Raw genomic sequence first — 18,668 nt, forward strand, 5'->3', positions numbered from 1 at the left:
ATGGTGGACGTGACTGGTCACGGTGCACACCCCGACGATGAACAGCGAACCCCGCCGTTGCGGAACACTCTCTCGCAGCTGCGGTTGCGCGAATTGCTCACCGAGGTCCAGGACCGTGTCGAGGAGATCATCACCGGCCGCGACCGGATCGACGGCCTGGTCGAGGCCATGCTCGCGGTGACCTCGGGCCTGGACCTCGAGGTCACGCTCAGCACCATCGTGCGGACCGCGATCGAGCTGGTCGACGCGCGCTACGGCGCGCTGGGTGTCCGTGGCGACGATCATGAGCTGACCGAGTTCGTCTACCAGGGCATCGACGACGAGATGCGTGCCCGGATCGGGCATCTGCCCGAGGGCCGCGGTGTGCTGGGCGTACTGATCGACGATCCGAAACCGATCCGCCTCGACGATATCCGTCAGCATCCCGCCTCGGTCGGGTTCCCGGCCAACCACCCGCCGATGCGGACCTTCCTGGGCGTCCCGGTGCGGATCCGCGACGAGGTGTTCGGCAACCTCTACCTCACCGACAAGACCAACGGGCAGCCGTTCAGCGAGGACGACGAGGTGCTCGTGGAGGCCTTGGCCGCGGCCGCGGGAGTGGCCGTCGAGAACGCCCGGCTCTACCAGTTGTCGCGCGACCGGCAGGCCTGGATCGCGGCAACCCGCGACATCGGCACCGAACTGCTCGGCGGCACCGATCCGGCAACGGTATTCCGGATGGTCGCCGACGAGGCGCTCACACTGACCGGTGCCGACCGGATCGTGGTCGCCGTACCCGGCAGCGAGGTCCAGGCGGGCGAGGCCGACACCCTCGTGGTGGCCGCCACCGCGGGCAGGCCGACCACGATCGACTCGATCCCGGTGGGCCGGCACGCCGCGGAGGACGCGGTGGGCGCGGCCTACCGCGACGGCACACCGCACCGGCTGGACCGCCTGGAGCTGGACGGCGCGGGTGGCCCGGCGCTGGTGCTGCCGCTGCGCACCTACGACACCGTCGCCGGAGTGCTGGTGGCCGTGCGCGCCGATGGCGCCCGGTGCTTCACCGCCGAGCAACTCGACATGGCGGCGGCGTTCGCCGACCAGGCCGCGGTGGCCTGGCAGCTGGCCAGCTCGCAGCGCAGTGTGCGGGAGTTGGAGATCCTCGCCGACCGCGACCGGATCGCCCGGGACCTGCACGATCACGTCATCCAGCGACTGTTCGCGGTGGGTCTGTCACTGCAGGGCACGATCCCGCGGGCCCATTCCCCAGAGGTCCAGCAACGGCTCACCGGCACCGTCGACGACCTGCAGGCAGTCATCCAGGAGATCCGGACCGCGATCTTCGATCTGCATGGCGCCCAGGCGGGTACGACACGGCTGCGGCAGCGCCTCGACGAGGTGATCGCCCAGTTCGCCGACGCGCCGATCCATACCAGCACGCGGTTCGTCGGACCGCTGTCAGTGGTCGACGCGACCCTGGCCGATCACGCCGAGGCGGTGCTGCGCGAGGCGATCAGCAACGCGGTACGCCATTCGGGGGCAACCGAACTCGGCGTTCTCGTGGAGGTGGCCGACGACCTGTCTATCGAGGTGTCGGACAACGGGTGCGGGATCGCCGCCGAGGTGACCGAGAGCGGGCTGGGTAATCTGCGGGCCCGCGCCCTGAGTGCGGACGGCCGGTTCACCATCACCGACCGGCCCGGTGGTGGAACCGTGTTGCGCTGGGCCGCACCGCTTCCCGAGTAGTGCGTAAACAAGAGCGCCCCGAAACCGATCGGTTTCGGGGCGCTTTCGCGTCGAGAAGGGTCGCTGCCTGCTTTATTGCTCTTCGCGCAAGCGCTCATCGACGACCTTCGCCATGGCGAGCACGTCGAGGCGCTTGTCCAGCTCGGCCTCCGACAGCTTGTCGCCGATCAGGCCGCGGTCGATCACGGTCTGGCGGATGGTCTTCTTCTCCTTGAGGGCCTGCTTGGCGACCTTGGCGGCCTCCTCGTAGCCGATCGCCGAGTTCAGCGGCGTCACGATCGACGGGGAGGACTCGGCCAGCGTGCGCAGGTGCTCCTCGTTGGCCACCAGGCCGTCGATGCACTTCTCTGCGAACAGCCGAGACACGTTGGACAGCAGGGTGAACGACTCCAGCACGTTGCGCGCCATCATCGGGATGTAGACGTTGAGCTCGAAGGCACCTGACAGGCCGCCGACGGTGACCGCGGCGTCGTTGCCGATGACCTGCGCGGCCACCTGGGTAACCGCCTCGGGCAGAACCGGATTGACCTTGCCCGGCATGATCGAGCTGCCCGGCTGCAGGTCCGGCAGCTGGATCTCGCCCAGGCCGGTCAGCGGGCCCGAGCCCATCCACCGCACGTCGTTGGCGATCTTGGTCAGCGAGGCGGCGATGGTCTTGAGCGCGCCCGATGCCTCGACCAGCCCGTCGCGGGCTGCCTGGGCCTCGAACGAGTCGGCGGCAGTACGCAATTCGGCCAGCCCGGTCTGGTTCACCAGCACCTCGACCACCTTGGGGCCGAAGCCGTCGGGGGCGTTGAGCCCGGTGCCCACGGCGGTGCCGCCGATGGCGAGCTCACCGAGGCGGGGGAGGGTGGCCTTGACCCGTTCGATGCCGGCTTCGATCTGACGGGCGTAGCCGCCGAACTCCTGGCCCAGCGTCACCGGCACCGCGTCCATCAGGTGGGTGCGGCCGGACTTGACCACGGTCTTCCACTGCTTGGCCTTGGCGGCCAGCGACGCGTGGAGCACCTCGAGCGCCGGAATCAGGTGACGCACAGCGGCTTCGGTGGCGGCGATGTGGGTGGCCGTCGGGAACGTGTCGTTGGAGCTCTGCGACATGTTCACGTCGTCGTTGGGGTGAACGGTCACACCGTTACGCGCGGCGATCGAGGCGATGACCTCGTTGGCGTTCATGTTGGAACTGGTGCCCGAGCCGGTCTGGAACACGTCGATCGGGAACTGGTCGTCGTGCAGGCCGTCGGCGATCTCGCCGGCCGCGGCGATGATGGCGTCGGCCTTGTCGGCGGCCAGCAGGCCCAGGTCCTTGTTGACCTGCGCGCAGGCCGCCTTCAGCAGGCCGAGCGCGCGGATCTGGGTGCGCTCCAGCCCGCGGAAGGAGATCGGGAAGTTCTCCACGGCGCGTTGCGTCTGTGCCCGCCACAGGGCGTTGACCGGCACCCGGACCTCGCCCATGGTGTCGTGCTCGATGCGGTACTCGACAGCTCCGTCGGTATCGGTGCTCATGATGCCCTTTCTAGCGAGTTACGGGAGCGGGTAGGCGGCGGTCTTGTCGCCGGTGAAGTCGATGGCGGAGTACTCGTTGAGCTTGGTCAGCCGGTGGTACGCCTCGATCATGCGGACGGTGCCGGACTTGGACCGCATCACGATGGACTGGGTGGTGCAGCCGCCGGGGTAGTACTGCACGCCCTTGAGCAGGTCACCGTCGGTGACGCCGGTCGCGCAGAAGAAGACGTTCTCACCCGAGACCAGGTCGTCGGTCGAGAGCACCTGGTCCAGGTCGTAGCCGGCGTCGATGGCCTTCTGGCGCTCGGCGTCGTCGGTCGGGGCCAGCTGGGCCTGGATCGCCCCGCCCATGCAGCGGATGGCGGCCGCGGCGATGATGCCCTCGGGCGTGCCGCCGATACCGGCGAGGATGTCGGTGCCGGAGTTGGGACGGCAGGCCGAGATGGCGCCGGCGACGTCGCCGTCGGTGATGAGCCGGATGCGGGCGCCGGCGGCGCGGGCGTCCTGGATCAGCTGGGCGTGCCGGGGGCGGTCCAGGATGCACACGGTCAGGTCGCTCACCGAGGCGCCGCGGACCTTGGCCACCCGGCGGATGTTCTCGCCGATCGGGGCGGTGATGTCGATGGCGTCGGCGCACTCGGGGCCGACGGCGATCTTGTTCATGTAGAACACCGCCGACGGGTCGAACATGGCGCCCCGCTCGGCGACCGCGAGCACCGAGATGGCGTTCGGCATGCCCTTGCTCATCAGCGTGGTGCCGTCGACCGGATCGACGGCGAAGTCGCATTCCGGACCGTCGCCGTTGCCGACCTCTTCACCGTTGAAGAGCATCGGTGCTTCGTCTTTCTCGCCCTCGCCGATCACCACGACGCCGCGCATCGAGACCGAATTGACCAGCTCACGCATGGCGTCGACGGCGGCCCCGTCTCCGCCCTCCTTGTCGCCGCGACCGACCCAGCGGCCCGCGGCCATGGCGCCGGCCTCGGTCACCCGGACGAGTTCGAGGGCAAGGTTGCGATCCGGGGCTTCTCCCCGCGTGGGACTCATGGCCCAGATTGTCCCAGAACGTGGTCAGCGTTTGGGAGCTGGGATACTGGCGAGCATGTCCTCCGAGCCGACGTCTCAGCCAACCCCGGTCCCGAAGCCGGAAAAGTCGCGGTTGCTGCAGGACGGTCGGGATATGTTCTGGTCGATGGCCCCGCTGGTCGTGGCCTGCATCGTGCTGGCCGGAATGCTGGGGATGTGCTCGTTTCAGGCGGGTGGCCCCGGGGCCGGACCCGCCCCGGAATTCGATGCGCCGGCCGCACTGCAGGCCGATGCCGACACGTTGAAGATCCCGATCCGGCTGCCTCAGCTGCCCGAGGGCTGGCAGCCCAACTCCGGCAGTCGCCACGGCATCGACGGCGGGCTGACGTTGCCCGACGGCCAGCACGGCCGCGCGGTGTCCTCGCGCATCGGCTACCTGGCACCCACCGGTAAGTACTTAAGCCTGACGCAGAGCAATGCCGACGAGGCCGCCCTGGTGGCTTCGATCAAACCGGATTCGTTTGCGGCCGGCACCCAGGACGTCGACGGGGTGACCTGGGTGGTCTACGAGAGCAGCGACCCGGAACCGGTGTGGACGACGAAGCTGAGCGGACCGGCGCAGGTCGCCATCACGGGCGCCGGTGGTACTGATGAGTACCGTACGCTGGCGAGTGCGACGCAGAAGCAGTTGCCGCTGCCGATCAAGAGGCCGTGACGCACTACCGGATGGAGCCCGTGTTGTCGTCGCCAGTTGCAGATCTCACCGGGTGGACCGCCACCCCTTTCACCGCCGCCGATCAGACCTACGACGTGTACCGCAAGGGCGAAGGCCCCGGTGTCGTCCTGATTCCCGAGATTCCCGGCCTGCATCCCGGCGTCCTCGCGCTGGGCAATCATCTGGTGGACAACGGTTTCACGGTGGCCGCGCCGTCGCTGTTCGGTACCCCCGGCGCGGCCGCGGTCCGGCCGGGTGCCATTCCGGTCATGGTGAAAGCTTGCGTGACAAAGGAATTCGCGGCGTTCGCGACGAACGCCGACCGCCCCGTCGCGCACTACCTGCGGGCCCTGGCACGCGACCTCAACGCCAGCACCCCCGGTAAGGGCGTCGGCGTCATCGGGCAGTGCTTCACCGGCGGTTTCGCGCTCGCCGCCGCGGTGGACGACAGCGTGCTGGCGCCCGTGCTGAGTCAGCCGTCGATCCCGGTGGCTCTGACCGCGGCGCAGAAACGCGATCCGGGAATGTCGGAGGCCGAGCTCAAGATCGTCGAACAGCGCGTCGCCGACGACGGCCTGTGCGCGCTGGCCCTACGGTTCAGCCAGGACAAGATGGCGCCCGGGGAGCGGTTCACCACCCTCAAGGCCCGGCTCGGCGACGCATTCGAGGTCATCGAGATCAACTCGAAGAAGGGAAATCCCGACGGTATCCCGGCGTCGGCGCACTCGGTGCTCACCGATCAGGTGCGCGAGGTCGACGGGCATCCCGCCTACGAGGCGCGCAAACGGGTGGTGGCGTTCCTCACCGAGCGGCTGAGCGCGAATTAGCTCTCGGCTTTGGCTTTCGATTCGGCTCGGGGTGCATCGGTCTTGCCCCCGAGCCGTTTCTGAACCCAATCCCACACCCGCCGCCATGGGCGTTGTCCCGGCTCGTCGGGTTCGGTCGTCTCGAGTTCGACGCCTTTGAAGACCGCCAGGTAGACGCTGACCGTGGTGACGATGATGATCATCAGCACCGGCCCGATCACCAGACCGAAGAACCCGAACATCGAGATGCCGGCGAACACCGCCAGCAGCATGAGTGCGGGATCCAGACGGGCGGCCTTGGGCACCAGCCAGGGGCGCAGCAGGTTGTCGATGTTGGTGACGACCAGCAGATGGAATGCCACCACGAAGATGCCGCCGATGACGTTGCCGAAGAACACCATTCCGATGCCGAAGGGAATCGTGACGATCCCGCCGCCGAGCGGGATCACGGACAGTGCGGTCAGCAGGATCGCAAAGACGAAGAAGCCGTTGTGAAATCCCGCGACGTAGATCGAGATGGCACCGGCCACGCCCTGGCAGAACGCGATCACGAACTGCCCCTTGACGGTTCCCTTCACCATGGCGCCGGTCTTGGCCAGGTACAGGTCGGTGATCTCTTCGCCGAGCGGGTTCAGCCTGCGGATCAGCGTGGCCAGCTCGGAGCTGTTCACCAGCATCGAGATGAACACGTACAGGAAGATGATCGACGCCGTGATCGCGCCGACCATGCCGCCGACCGCGCCCTGCAGGATGCCCAGCAGCCACTCGCCGAGGTGCTGAGAAAGCTTGACCACGGTGTCGCGCAACGAATCCGCGGTGAGGTGGATGTCCAGGAACGGAACCCGGCCCAGCAGTGAGTTGACCAGTTGCAGGGCCCGGTCGCCGAGCGTGCTGAGGTCGGTGTCGGCGATCCAGGTGCTGACCGTGTTGACCAGCTGGGTCACCTGCACGATGGCCATGAACACCACCAGCGCCACCGGGATGATCACCATCAGGATCGCGACCAACAGCGTGAGCGTGGCCGACAGGCCGGTACCGAACCGGCGCTGGAACCGTTGGTAGAGCGGCGTGAACAGATACGCACCGACCGCGGCCATCACGATCAGGACGAAGAAGCCACGCAGGAAGTAGGCGCCGAGCAGCACGGCCAGCACCGTGACGACCGCCAGCGCCCGCTTCTGGGTGACGGTGAACTGGTCTTTCATCGGGTCCCTTCCCGCCGTTGGGCTGACCCTATCGCCACGCCGGCGTGACAGCCGGCATTGAGCGTCACTCCAGCGTGACGTTGGAACCCGCGGCCGAGCGGTGCGCGGCCTGGCCGGCCCGCTGAGACGCGACGAACTTCATCGACAGGCGTTGCATCAGGCCCGGGGCCAGCCGGGCGAACAGCCAGGAGGCATGGGCGCGACGGGGTTTGACCAGGATGGCCTTGTTGCGCGCGATGGCGCGAAGGGTGTCGGTGGCCAGCTGGTCGGCGTCGTAGGCGGTCTTGACCCCTTGACCCTGCAGGAAGTAGTCGCGGCCGACGAAACCGCCGACCGCACCTTTGTCCAGGATCGGGGTCTCGACCGCGGCCGGGCACACCGCCAGCACGCCGACGCCATGGGCGGCCGCCTCCGATCGCAGGGCCAGCGACAGCCCGACGACGGCATGCTTGGTCATCACATAGCTGGTGAGCTGGCCCGCGGCGGCCAGGCCCGCCATCGAGGCGGTGTTGATGATGTGGCCGTGGCCCTGTCGGATCATCTGCGGATACGCCGCTGCCACACCGTGTACGACACCACGCACGTTGATGTCGATGATCGCGTTCCACTGCTCCAACGTCAGGAGTTCGGTGTCCCCGCCCCAGACGATGCCCGCGTTGTTGAACATCAGGTCGAGCCGGCCTGCCCGCTCCACGACGCCGTCGACTGCTGCCTGCACCGCGGCCGCATCGGTGACGTCCAAGCGTGCTGACCGGGCGCCGAGGGGTGCCGCAGTGCGGGCTGCGGAGTCCTCGTCGATGTCGGTGCAGAGCACCTCGGCGCCGGCGGCGACAAGCGCGCGGCACAGGGCCGCGCCGATGCCGGATCCGGCGCCGGTGACCAGCGCCTGCTTGCCTGCGAGGCTCGTCACGCCTGGGCCAGCTTCATGACGTGTCCGAGGATGTCCGGGTAGCGCTTGAGGTGCGCGCCGCCGTTGAGATCGAGTACTTCGCCGGTCAGCCACGACGCCTGCGGTGAACACAGGAACACCACGGCGGCCGCGATGTCCTCGGGGGTTCCGCTGCGGCCCAGTGCGGTGTTCTCGACGTACTCCTCGACGACGCCGGGGATCATCGCCGCGGGATCGGTCAGCGGGGTCTTCACAAATCCCGGCGCGATCGCGTTGACCCGGATGCCGCGCGGCCCCATTTCCAGCGCGGCCACCTGCGTCAGCATCGACAGTCCGGCCTTGGCCGCGCAGTAGGCGCTCATGCCGGCCGCGGGCTGGCGCCCGTTCAGCGATGAAATCGACACCAGGACACCACCTTCGGGCAGGTTACGGCCGGCGTGCTTGGCGACGATGAACCCGCCGTTGAGGCAGACGTCGACGACGGAGCGGAAGTCCTCGACCGCCAGGTCGGTGATCAGGCCGACATTGCTGAACCCCGCGCAGTTGACGACGATGTCGACCGCTCCCGTGGCCTCGAACAGCTTCTCCACCGAGGCTTCGTCGGTGACATCGGCGTAGTGGCTCGTGTGCGGCGCGCCGAGCTGAGCGGCCCGGGCCGCGGCACCGTCGGCGTCACGGTCGGCCACCACGATGCGGCAGCCGTCGGCGGCCAGCGCCTGGGCGCTGGCCCAGCCGATCCCCGAAGCTCCGCCGATGATGATCGCGACGCGTTCCGTGGTCATGCTTGGCTCCCGTCCGTGCGCTCGTCGGGGCGATGATCGCCCCACTTCTTGTCGATGGCGTTCCACGGGTCGGCCAATGTGCCCGGATAGTCCTTGTACGCGGACTTCGACCGCAGGAACGCGCGGATCAGGGGAGCCGCCAGGCCGATCGGAAAACGCTTCAGGCCGGCGTTCGCCCTGGTGTCGGCGAGCAACTGCGGCCACGAGTGACGCTGGAACCCGAGCGCCTCCTGCGAGCGGCTGGTGTCCATCCAGTCGGTGGCGAACCAGGCGGCGTCGAAGTCGGGATTGCCGGGCCGGCCGATCGGCAGGCCACCCTTGATTCCCATCGCGGCAGCCGCCTGCGAACCGACCGCGGACTGGATGTGCCGGTGCGTCTCGGCGTCGCCGCCGATCAGCAGCACCTCGTGGTTCGCGATTTCGGTCGGGACAGTGGTGGCCGCGACGAACGCTGCCGCCACATCACGCACGTCGACCGTCTGCAACCGCCCGTCGGCGGGCAGCACGCTCTCGAACGAGATGAGGTCGACGTCGATGCCGAGGCTGAACTCGGAGCTCATGACCCCACCGAGACGCAGGATCAGCCAGTCCAACTTCGAGGCCCGGACCAGGGCCTCGGCCTCCACCTTGTGCGCGCCGTAGATGTCGGACGGGTTGACCGGGGTGTCGGGGGTCAGCACATCGTCGATGTGGTGCGGATTGCGGGCGCCGTAGACCGCGATGCTGGAGGCCTGGACGAACCGCGGCGGGGTCGGCTGACCCTCGGCGGCCCGCAGCAGCGATGCGGTGGCCTCGACGTTCACCTTCCGCGCCAGCCCTCGGCGCATGTAGCAGAACGGCGGGATGATTGCGGCGAGGTGGATGATCGCAGCCGGTGCGACCCCGGCCACGAGTGCGTCCACCGCGGCGGTATCGGTCAGATCTGCCCAGCGGACCTCGACGGAGGCCGGGAGCGCGGCGGCGGCCTTCCGGTTTCCGGGCACGTCGAGATCGGTCGCGACCACCGTGCGTCCGCCCGCTGCCAGCGCCTTCACGACGGCGGAACCCACCAAACCAAACGCTCCGGTAACCAAAACAGCGTCGGACATAGGCCTCCTCGCTAGAACGTGTTGCAACACTAGCGAACGTGGGTGTGGTGTGTGTCACCGCGATCCGCAGATGATTCGGGGGTTCCCGGCGTGCTGTTCGCCTGCGGTTCCTCAGCAACCGGCGCATGACCGCCGTACTGGGGGAGAGCCAGGGAAGGCGAATGTTGCTGGGGTTGCCTCAAAAGCATTGGTCAATGGCACTGTCGGCAGATAAACGTGACTGGGGTCACGCTGCGCACCTCGATGTGATGCATTTGCCGGAACGGTCGTCGTCGGCGGATTTGGAAATTTGCCCGAGACGTATGCAAGGTGTGGCTGTAGGTATCGGAGAAAGTGAGCCAATCGCAGGCGTTTGTGATGTACTCGGTTGCACGCGTCAGTAATTGGGGAGGTGTGGGATGTCCGAAGATGTCGTGACGGGGGTTAACGACAGTGACTCCGGTGAAATTGCCGAAGAAGTTGCTGTGGGTTCCTCGGTGGTCGTTTATCCGGGAACTGACGACGAATTGCACGGCACCGTCGTCGAAGATTTCGCCGACTTGGCCGGGACCGCGGTCGAGGTCGCTGGTGAGCGAATCGTCGAACCGGCGCGGCGCTGGGCAGTCAACCTCGACGACGGCGGACTGGTGTTCGTCGACGACGACAGCATCGCGCTCGCGGCGTAAGCCGCCGAGTCCTGGGCTGGTTCACCGCAGGCTCAGCGGAAGTCGGCGTAACCGGCGTACCAACAGGCTGGGCTGCCATTCGGCATCGCCTGCTGGGCGGACCTCATTGCCTGTGCGCAGCAGTGCCGAGATCACGATGCGGGCTTCCAGGCGGGCCAGTGCGGCCCCGAGGCAGAAGTGCCCGCCCTTGCCGAATGCCATGTGATTCTTGATATTCGGCCGTTCCAGCCGAAACTCGTTCGGAGCCTCGAACACGGCCGCATCGCGGTTGGCGGCGCCCCACAACAGCAGTAGGTGGCTGTCTGCCGGCAACGTGACGCCCGCCAGGTCGGTATCGGCGAGGACATGCCGGTAGTGACCCCGGAACGGCGACTCGAACCTCAACACCTCCTCCAGGAACTGCGGGATCTCGCCGGGATTGCGCCGCAGCCATTCGGCCAGCTCGGGCCGGTGACTCAGGATCCAGACAGCACTGCCGATCAATGACGCGGTCGATTCCGCACCTGCCCCGACCAGCTGGATCAGCATGAACACCGCGACTTCAGGGGACACTCGCTCGCCCGTGCAATGGGCCGCCAGGTCTCCCAGCAGGTTTTCTCCCCGGTTTGCCGACGCTTCGCCGAACCGTTCGGTCAGATACCCGCCGAGTTCAACGGCCGCGATCCCAGACGCGGTCAGCTGTTCGGCATCGACCAACCCGTCCAGCAGCTGGGTGGTGGAGTAGGCCCACGCCACCAGTCGATCCACATCGGTGGCCGGCAGCCCCAGCAGTTGGGCGACCACCAGCATGGGCAGCCGGTCGGCCAGTGCCGACATCCACTCGAACTCGCCGCTCGCTCCGGCCAGCAGGTCGGCGGTGATGGCCGCGATGAACGGTTCCAGCTCGGCGATCCGCTTGGCGGCCATCCGGGGCAGCACCATCTTGCGGTGGGCGGCATGCGCCGGGTCGTCGGCGGTGGCCAACACGTGCACGGGGCCACCCGGCTCGCCCATGTCGAACGCGGAGACGGTGCCGTCGGGTTGAGACCACATGGTCGCGGTGAGATTCGACGAGAAGTCCTCAGTGCGCGCGGTGGCCTCGAGAACGGCGTCGAACGACGTCACCACGAAGAACGGGGACTCGCCGACCTGGGCCACCGGTGCGTGAGCCCGCAGCCGGTCGTAGAGCGGATACGGATCCTGCAGGCAGGCCGGCTCGAACAGTTCGTGTGCCAGAAGCATTCGGCCAGGTTGGCTGGCGATTCGGGGGGAGTCAACGATGCCAGGACAAGTTGATATCGGCCTGTGGGGCCCGCGGTGCGAAGGTGTCTCAGCGCGGGGCGGTGACCTGCGTATCGGGTGAGAATTATTCGCGATTCTGTCTCATGATGCGATAAGTTCGCGGCTATGTCTCCCGGGCGTGCGGACTGGCTGATCGGTGGCGACCGACGTGTCGAAGCGGCCGAGCGCATCTACGCCGCGGCAGCCGAGATGGCCGCCCGTGACGGGCTGGACGCGCTGGACATCGATGCGCTGGCGGCGCACGTGCACTGCTCGCGCGCCACCGTCTATCGGCACGCCGGCGGCAAGACCCAGATCCGGGACGCCGTGGTGGCCCGATTGGCTGCGTCGATCGTGGGACAGGTGCGACGAGCGGTCGACGGACTGGCCGGGGCGCAAAGGGTGCTGACCGCCATCACCGTTGCACTGCAACGCATTCGAGCCGACCCGATGTTCGACCTGCTGCTCGGCTCACTGCGCAGTGGCGCTGCGATGGCGGATCTCACCCAATCGCCGGTGCCCGCCGCGTTCGCCGCCGAGCTCACCGGTCTGGACGAGGACGACCCGGCGGCCGCGGCTTGGATCGTGCGCCTGGTGCTGTCGCTGTTGGTCTGGCCGGGTGTCGATGAGGCTGCCGAGCAGGAGACGCTGAGACGATTCGTCGCTCCGGCGTTCAGCGAGGCTCAGGCCTGATCAGTGCGGCGCACACACCGAAAACCGATGTGACTCATACCGGTATCCACCATCTGCGGCCGCCGCGCAGCGGGACGGTATCGCATGCAGTAACTGTCCGCGCACAGGAACGAGCCGCCCTTGATCACCCTGCGCCCGATCTGGAACTGCGGCTGGTTCGGGTCGTAGGTGTCGGCGGCACAGCACGGCGTGGTGGCCCGGTCCTCGCCGTACCAGTCCGTTGTCCACTCCCAGACGTTGCCGGCCATGTCGAACAGTCCATAGCCGTTGGGCTCGAAGCTGCCGACAGGTTTCGTTGTGCCGTAACCGGTGTCGGGCAGATAGGGGAACTCCCCGTGCCAGTAATTCGCGAGATGCTGTCCGGGTTGCTCGGGCTCGCCGCCCCAGGTGTACGGGGCGCCGGGGATCCCGCCCCGGGCGGCGGTTTCCCACTCGGCCTCGGTCGGCAACGCCAGACCCGCCCAGTCCGCGTAGGCAGCGGCGTCGTCAAAAGCGATGTGCACCACCGGATGCTGCTCGCGTCCCGTCAGCGACGAGCGCGGGCCGCGGGGGTGATTCCAGCACGCACCGGGCGTCCATGCCCACCACTGGCTGATGTGCCGCAGGTCCACCGGCCCCGCGGTGCGCTGGAACACCATCGAACCAGGCACCAGGTTTTCCGGTGGGGCACCCGGGAAGTCGTCGGGGTCCACCGGACGCTCGGCGACCGTGACGTAGCCGGAGGCGTCCACGAATTCGGCGTACTCGGCGTTGGTCACCTGATGGCGCTGGATCCAGAAACCCTCGGTGGTGAACTCACGCGCCGGCGCCTCCTCGGGGTAGTGGGCGTCAGAGCCGAGGGTTGTCGTCTGTGCCGGGATCCAGACCAGATCGGCTGATGTCATGCATCGACTCTGCGGTGAGGGCGAGGTTTACTCGCACTTTTGCGCCCTGGACGCAGAGTCGATGACCTCAGTGCAAACTTAGTCAAAGACCGTCGTCCAATCGTCACGCATGCTCGCCACCGCCCAGCCGTTGGACCCCGCCAGGTCCAGCACCTTCTCTGCGCCTGCGGTGTAATCGAACTCGCGGTCGGCATCGTCGTGACGTACCAGCAGGCCCAACGACGGTCCTGGCCCGCCTGCGGTGTACTGCAGCATCTGGATGTCGCCGTTGGAGTTTCCCGCCGCGAAGATCGGCCGACGCCCGATACGCCCCCAGATGCGCACGGCCTTGACCGGACCGTCGTTGAGGAACTCCGGTGTGGCCGTCGTCTTGAGTTGACCGTCGACGAAGTCCAGCCCCACCGAACTGCCGATCACCCGCTCGGGCGGAATGCCGTACATCGACGTCGTCACCGGACGCATGAAATCACGGCCGCCACCGGAGACGATGTAGTTGGTGAACCCGTTGGTTTCCAGATGCCGCAGCAACTCGATCATCGGCAGATAACCGCACGTGGTGTACGGGCGGCCCAACGTCGGGTGCTGCGCCTCGGCGAAGAATGCCTTGATCCGGTCGGCGTGCTCATCGACCGTCAGTCCCGCGTAGGCCGAAAGTATGCCGCCGGCAAGGACTTTGAGTGCTGAATCATCACCGTTGTAGTGCTTGGTGACGGCATCGCCGAACCAGCCCAGATCGCCGGCGGCGGCAGCGGTGTAGGGCTGCTTGGCGGCCAGGGCCGGGTCGGCCGCCGCCTGCTCGGCCAGTCGGCGCACCAGGAAATCCAACTGGATATAGGCCGGCTTCTCGCACCACAGTGTGCCGTCGTTGTCGAACACCGCGACCCGCTCTTCGGGTGGTACCTCGGTGGTGACGCGCCCCACGAAGTCGACGATCGCCGTCTTCGTGGGGCCGTCGCTCCAGGAATCAAGAACTCCCAACTCAGCCGCCCATGCGTTCGAGGAAGTTGTGGAGTTGATCGACTGCGTTGCTGATGGTGAACGAGGCCGGTTCGCGGCGCGGTGGAAACTCCTTGAAGGTCTCCAGGAACTGGGTGACCAATGCGTTGGCCATGAGGGCGAGGTAGTCGTGTTCGAACCACCAGTCCCAGTAGGTGTTGGAGGTGATGTCCGCGCGCTCGTAGGGGTCCGTGCGCAAATTGAACAGTTTCGGCGCGCGCAGCGGCGTGAACGGCTCGAACCAGATCTGCAGCGTGCCCTGGCAGCGCTGCTCCATGAACACCACCTTCCAGTTGTCGATGCGCACGCCGAGTACGTCGCAGTCGTCGGAGAAGTAGATCAACCCGCGGCGCGGGCTCTTGTCGACCTCGCCGGTCAGGTAGGGCAGCAGGTTGAAGCCGTCGATGTGGACCTTGTACTTCGTGTCGCCGGCCTTGTAGCCCTTCTTGAGCTTCTCCACGATGTCGGCGTCTCCGGCGGCCGCCAGGAAAGTCGGCAGCCAGTCGTGATGCTGGACGATCTCGTTGGAGACGCTGCCGGCCTCGATCTTTCCGGGCCAGCGGATCAGCTCGGGAATCCGGAAGGCACCCTCCCAGTTGGTGTTCTTTTCACTGCGGAACGGGGTGGTCGCACCATCGGGCCAGGTATTGGCGTGTGGACCGTTGTCGGTCGAGTAGATGACGATGGTGTCCTCGGCCAGGCCCAACTCGTCGAGCGCATCCAACAGCTGACCGACATTGCGGTCGTGGTCGACCATCGTGTCGTGGTAGCCGGACTGCCAGCGCCCGGCCTGGCCGACGCTTTCGGGCTTGGTGTGTGTGCGGAAATGCATGTGGGTGGTGTTCATCCAGACGAAGAACGGTGTATCCGCCTCCTTTTGGCGCCGGATGAAGTCGATGCAGGCCGACGTCGTCTCGTCGTCGATGGTCTCCATACGTTCTTTGGTCAGCGGTCCGGTGTCCTCGATGCGTTGTTTGCCTACCGGGCCGAAGCGCTCGTCGACCTCATCGGACTCCTCCTCGGTCGCCCAGGAATGGACCACACCGCGCGGCAGCATCTTCCTGCGCAGATTGGGGGCCTCTTCTTCGGTCGGGTAGTCGGGGTGCTCTGGCTCCTCTTCGGCGTTGAGGTGGTACAGGTTGCCGAAGAACTCGTCGAAGCCGTGATTGGTCGGCAGATATTGGTTGAGGTCACCGAGATGGTTCTTGCCGAACTGCCCGGTGGCGTAGCCGAGCGGTTTCAGCAGCGATGCGATCGTGGGGTCTTCGGGGGACATTCCGACGTCCACGCCCGGCATGCCGACCTTGGACAGGCCTGTGCGGTACACACTTTGGCCGGTGATGAACGACGACCGGCCGGCCGTACAGCTCTGCTCGCCGTAGGAATCGGTGAACAGCATGCCTTCTCTGGCAATGCGGTCGATGTTGGGCGTCCGATATCCCATAAGGCCCATGCTGTAGCAGGACAGATTGCTGATCCCGATGTCGTCGCCCCAGATGACCAGGATGTTGGGTTGGTTGTTCGGCATGTGTCAGGCCTCGCTTTCGTATCGGATTCGGTTGTCGCGCCTGCTGCCAGTCCTCCCGACCTAGCCCGACGTTATGCGTCCACGACGGAGCGGAGGACGGTCTCGCGCGTCTCTCAGGGAATACTCAATTCGAGCCAGGTCAGTCCTTGGCCAGGAACTCGTGCAATTTCTCGACGGCTTGATCGACGCTGAAGCTGGCCGGAGCATGTCGAGGCGGGAATTCCTTGAATGTCTCGAGGAACTTCGTCGCCATCGCGGTTGCGTAGAACACGAAGAAATCGTGTCGCAGCAGCCACTCGTAGTACGTGTTCGACGTGATGTCGGCGAACTCGTACGGGTCGGTGCGCAGGTTGAACAATTTCGGCACCCGCAGCGGGGTGAACGGTTCGGCCCACACCCGCAGGGTGCCCTGGCACCGCTGCTCGGCGAAGACGATCTTCCAGTTCTCGAACCGCAACGCCACCAGGTCCCCGTCGTCGGAGAAATAGAAGAACCCACGCCGCGGGCTGGTCTCCACCTCACCGGTCAGGTACGGCAACAGGTTGAAGCCGTCGATATGAACCTTGTAGTCGGTCTCCCCGTCGGCACCGGCCTTATGGCCCTTCTTGAGCTTCTCGGCGATGTCGGGATCACCTGCCGCGGCCAACAGGGTGGGCAGCCAGTCGTGGTGCTGGATGATCTCGTTGGAGACGGTGCCGGCCTTGATCTTTCCGGGCCAGCGGATCAGTTCGGGAATCCGGAAGGCGCCCTCCCAGTTGGTGTTCTTCTCGCTGCGGAACGGGGTGGTGCCGCCGTCCGGCCAGGTGTTGCGGTGCGGGCCGTTGTCGGTCGAGTAGATGACGATGGTGTCGTCGGCGATCCCGAGCTCGTCGAGCACGTTCAGCACCGTCCCGACATTGCGGTCGTGGTCGATCATCGTGTCGTGGTAGGGCGATTGCCACAGCCCGGCCTGTCCGCGGCTCTCCGGCTTGGTGTGGGTGTAGAGGTGCATATGGGTGAAGTTGCACCAGACGAAAAACGGATTGCCCTTGGCATGTTGACGCTTGATGTAGTCGACGGTCGCGTCGGCGATGTCCTCGTCGATGGTCTCCATGCGCTTGGTGTTCAGCGGGCCGGTGTCCTCGATCGTCTGCTTGCCGACCGGCCCGAACTTCGGGTCGTCGGGTTCATCGGAAACCTCGGCAGTGGCCTTGCATTTCAGGACGCCGCGTGGCTTGGCCAGTTGGTAGAGGCGGGGGTACCGGTCCTCGTGCGGGTAGTCGAAGTTCTCGGGTTCTTCCTCGGCGTTGAGGTGGTAGAGATTTCCGTAGAACTCGTCGAAACCGTGCACGGTCGGTAGGTACTTGTTGAGGTCGCCGAAGTGGTTCTTGCCGAACTGGCCGGTCGCATACCCCAAGGGCTTGAGCAGCTCGGCGATCGTGGGATCCTCTGCCGCCCAGCCGATGTCGACACCCGGCACACCTACTTTGCTCATCCCGGTGCGGTACACGCTTTGCCCGCTGATGAACGCGGCGCGACCGGCGGTGCAGCTTTGCTCACCGTAGGAGTCGGTGAATCGCATGCCTTCGTCGGCCAGACGATCGATGTTCGGCGTGCGGTAGCCCATCAGCCCGTCGCTGTAGCAACTGAGGTTGCTGATGCCGATGTCGTCGCCCCAGATCACGAGAATGTTCGGCTTGCCGTTCGGCATGTTGGCTCCTCAACCTCGACAGATCCACCCCGACCCGGTTCCGACCTTAGGCGCTCTGTGACCTGCTCGCCGCGGCTTCGTCCGCCTGTCGCCGGATATTTACGCATTCGTCCGGCGAGGCGGTGGTAAGACCGAGCCATGAGTGAGCCGACCCTCGGCGAGGCAGTGCGCACACTGCACCCGGGTTACTTCGCACTGGTCATGGCCACCGGAATCATGTCCATCGCAATGACTTATCACCGCGCGCATGCGGTTTCGGTGGCACTGTTGTGGATCGCGGCGATCGCGTACGTGGTTTTGGTGGTCCTCGCCGTCACACGGATCACCGTCTACCGCCGGGAGTTCACAGCCGACCTGACCGATCCGAGCCGCGGTTTCGCGATGTTCACCTTCGTCGCCGCGACCTGCGTGGTCGGTACCCGGCTGGCCGCGGACGGGCATTACGGGCTGGCGTTCGGGCTCCTGGCTATCGGCTGGGTGGCGTGGATGGTGCTGGGCTACGTGGTGCCGTGGACGGCGGTGCTCGGCCAGGCCGCGCGCCCGGTGCTGCAGAGTGCCAACGGCACCTGGTTCATCTGGGTGGTCGCCAGCCAGTCTGTCGCGGTGCTGGCCGCGGCGTTGCAGCCCGAAATCGCCGTGGGTCGTTCGGAATTGGCCCTGCTGGCGGTGTTCTCGTGGTCGGTCGGGATATTTCTGTACGGGGCAGCGGGCATCTTCGTGGCAGTACGGATGCTGGTGTACCCGCTGCTGCCCAACGATCTCACGCCGCCGTACTGGGTGGCCATGGGCGCCACTGCCATCACCGTGGTGGCCGGAGCCAGGATCGTGGAGATGGCGGATGCCCCCATGGTGGCGGCCACTCGCGGCCTGATCGCAGGAGCGTCGGTGTTCTTCTGGGCCTTCGGCACCTGGCTGATTCCGCCCCTGGTTGCCGCCGGGATCTGGCGGCACTGTGTGCATCGCGTCCCACTGCGTTACGACGCCACATGGTGGAGTGTGGTTTTCCCGCTCGGCATGTACGGCGTGGGCGGTCACTATCTCGGCCAGGCCGACCAGTTGCCGATCGTGGAGTACATCGGCTACACCGAGAGTTGGATCGCGCTGGCGGTGTGGGCGGTCGCCTTCACGGTGATGCTGCGCCACCTTTTCCTCACCCTGCGGCCTGGCGTCCGGGACGTATCCGGCGCACCCTTGGAGGTGGAGGGTGATTGAC

The 18,668-nt window shown here is 66.5% G+C and carries 17 protein-coding genes; 6 read left to right on the top strand and 11 right to left on the bottom strand.

Going from position 1 to position 18,668, the window contains the following annotated elements:
• Positions 1-1,725: a GAF domain-containing protein gene (locus ACNQR1_RS11285; protein ID WP_418046119.1), complete on the top strand. Its 1,725-nt coding sequence runs from the start codon at positions 1-3 to the stop codon at positions 1,723-1,725.
• Positions 1,726-1,797: 72 nt separating this feature from the next.
• Here ACNQR1_RS11285 and ACNQR1_RS11290 read toward each other — a convergent pair whose 3' ends face one another.
• On the bottom strand, positions 1,798-3,228 hold the full coding sequence (locus ACNQR1_RS11290) for a class II fumarate hydratase (protein WP_418046121.1): 1,431 nt from the start codon (positions 3,226-3,228) through the stop codon (positions 1,798-1,800).
• 18 nt (positions 3,229-3,246) lie between these two features.
• Positions 3,247-4,275: a class II fructose-bisphosphatase gene (gene glpX, locus ACNQR1_RS11295; RefSeq protein ID WP_090517867.1), complete on the bottom strand. Its 1,029-nt coding sequence runs from the start codon at positions 4,273-4,275 to the stop codon at positions 3,247-3,249.
• Positions 4,276-4,330: 55 nt separating this feature from the next.
• On the opposite strand from glpX, the gene ACNQR1_RS11300 reads away from it, so the two are divergent.
• Both ACNQR1_RS11300 and ACNQR1_RS11305 read left to right on the top strand, forming a co-directional pair.
• Positions 4,331-4,969 carry a DUF4245 domain-containing protein gene (locus ACNQR1_RS11300; protein ID WP_418046123.1) on the top strand — a complete coding sequence of 213 codons (639 nt, stop codon included), beginning with the start codon at positions 4,331-4,333 and terminating at the stop codon, positions 4,967-4,969.
• Positions 4,970-4,992: 23 nt separating this feature from the next.
• Positions 4,993-5,796 carry a dienelactone hydrolase family protein gene (locus ACNQR1_RS11305; protein ID WP_418046125.1) on the top strand — a complete coding sequence of 268 codons (804 nt, stop codon included), beginning with the start codon at positions 4,993-4,995 and terminating at the stop codon, positions 5,794-5,796.
• Here the strand turns inward: ACNQR1_RS11305 and ACNQR1_RS11310 are convergent.
• From ACNQR1_RS11310 to ACNQR1_RS11325, 4 genes are all read right to left on the bottom strand, one after another.
• Positions 5,793-6,980, bottom strand: a complete 1,188-nt coding sequence (locus tag ACNQR1_RS11310) for an AI-2E family transporter (RefSeq protein WP_418046127.1) — start codon at positions 6,978-6,980, stop codon at positions 5,793-5,795. The two genes, ACNQR1_RS11305 and ACNQR1_RS11310, sit on opposite strands and share 4 nt — an antisense overlap.
• A gap of 64 nt (positions 6,981-7,044) precedes the next feature.
• The gene (locus ACNQR1_RS11315; RefSeq protein ID WP_418046129.1) at positions 7,045-7,890 is read right to left on the bottom strand and encodes an SDR family NAD(P)-dependent oxidoreductase; all 846 of its coding nucleotides are present in this window, start codon (positions 7,888-7,890) and stop codon (positions 7,045-7,047) included.
• The gene (locus tag ACNQR1_RS11320) at positions 7,887-8,651 is read right to left on the bottom strand and encodes an SDR family NAD(P)-dependent oxidoreductase (RefSeq protein WP_418046131.1); all 765 of its coding nucleotides are present in this window, start codon (positions 8,649-8,651) and stop codon (positions 7,887-7,889) included. The genes ACNQR1_RS11315 and ACNQR1_RS11320 overlap by 4 nt, the downstream gene beginning before the upstream one ends.
• Entirely contained in the window at positions 8,648-9,739 is a 1,092-nt protein-coding gene (locus ACNQR1_RS11325) for an NAD-dependent epimerase/dehydratase family protein (RefSeq protein ID WP_418046133.1), read from the bottom strand. The genes ACNQR1_RS11320 and ACNQR1_RS11325 overlap by 4 nt, the downstream gene beginning before the upstream one ends.
• Before the next feature lie 398 nt (positions 9,740-10,137).
• Between ACNQR1_RS11325 and ACNQR1_RS11330 the strand changes: the two genes are divergently transcribed.
• A complete protein-coding gene (locus ACNQR1_RS11330; protein ID WP_418046135.1) occupies positions 10,138-10,404 on the top strand; it encodes a hypothetical protein in 267 nt (88 codons plus the stop codon).
• Between the two features lie 21 nt (positions 10,405-10,425).
• On the opposite strand, the gene ACNQR1_RS11335 is transcribed toward ACNQR1_RS11330, so the two are convergent.
• The gene (locus ACNQR1_RS11335; RefSeq protein ID WP_418046137.1) at positions 10,426-11,625 is read right to left on the bottom strand and encodes a cytochrome P450; all 1,200 of its coding nucleotides are present in this window, start codon (positions 11,623-11,625) and stop codon (positions 10,426-10,428) included.
• A gap of 165 nt (positions 11,626-11,790) precedes the next feature.
• Here ACNQR1_RS11335 and ACNQR1_RS11340 point away from each other — a divergent pair, with 165 nt between their 5' ends.
• A complete protein-coding gene (locus ACNQR1_RS11340; RefSeq protein WP_418046139.1) occupies positions 11,791-12,357 on the top strand; it encodes a TetR/AcrR family transcriptional regulator in 567 nt (188 codons plus the stop codon).
• Here the strand turns inward: ACNQR1_RS11340 and ACNQR1_RS11345 are convergent.
• The 4 genes from ACNQR1_RS11345 to ACNQR1_RS11360 all read right to left on the bottom strand — a co-directional run bounded on the left by ACNQR1_RS11345 (position 12,348) and on the right by ACNQR1_RS11360 (position 17,455).
• Positions 12,348-13,241, bottom strand: a complete 894-nt coding sequence (locus ACNQR1_RS11345) for a formylglycine-generating enzyme family protein (RefSeq protein ID WP_418046140.1) — start codon at positions 13,239-13,241, stop codon at positions 12,348-12,350. The genes ACNQR1_RS11340 and ACNQR1_RS11345 overlap by 10 nt on opposite strands.
• Positions 13,242-13,319: 78 nt before the next feature.
• Positions 13,320-14,219: an HAD family hydrolase gene (locus tag ACNQR1_RS11350; protein ID WP_418046141.1), complete on the bottom strand. Its 900-nt coding sequence runs from the start codon at positions 14,217-14,219 to the stop codon at positions 13,320-13,322.
• Position 14,220: 1 nt separating this feature from the next.
• On the bottom strand, positions 14,221-15,765 hold the full coding sequence (locus ACNQR1_RS11355) for an arylsulfatase (RefSeq protein WP_418046142.1): 1,545 nt from the start codon (positions 15,763-15,765) through the stop codon (positions 14,221-14,223).
• Positions 15,766-15,904: 139 nt separating this feature from the next.
• On the bottom strand, positions 15,905-17,455 hold the full coding sequence (locus tag ACNQR1_RS11360; protein WP_418046143.1) for an arylsulfatase: 1,551 nt from the start codon (positions 17,453-17,455) through the stop codon (positions 15,905-15,907).
• Positions 17,456-17,593: 138 nt separating this feature from the next.
• On the opposite strand from ACNQR1_RS11360, the gene ACNQR1_RS11365 reads away from it, so the two are divergent.
• Positions 17,594-18,667 carry a tellurite resistance/C4-dicarboxylate transporter family protein gene (locus tag ACNQR1_RS11365; RefSeq protein WP_418046144.1) on the top strand — a complete coding sequence of 358 codons (1,074 nt, stop codon included), beginning with the start codon at positions 17,594-17,596 and terminating at the stop codon, positions 18,665-18,667.
• The last annotated feature ends 1 nt before the right edge of the window (position 18,668 follow it).

Source organism: Mycobacterium sp. 48b (assembly GCF_048282725.1).
Taxonomy (GTDB): Bacteria; Actinomycetota; Actinomycetes; order Mycobacteriales; family Mycobacteriaceae; genus Mycobacterium.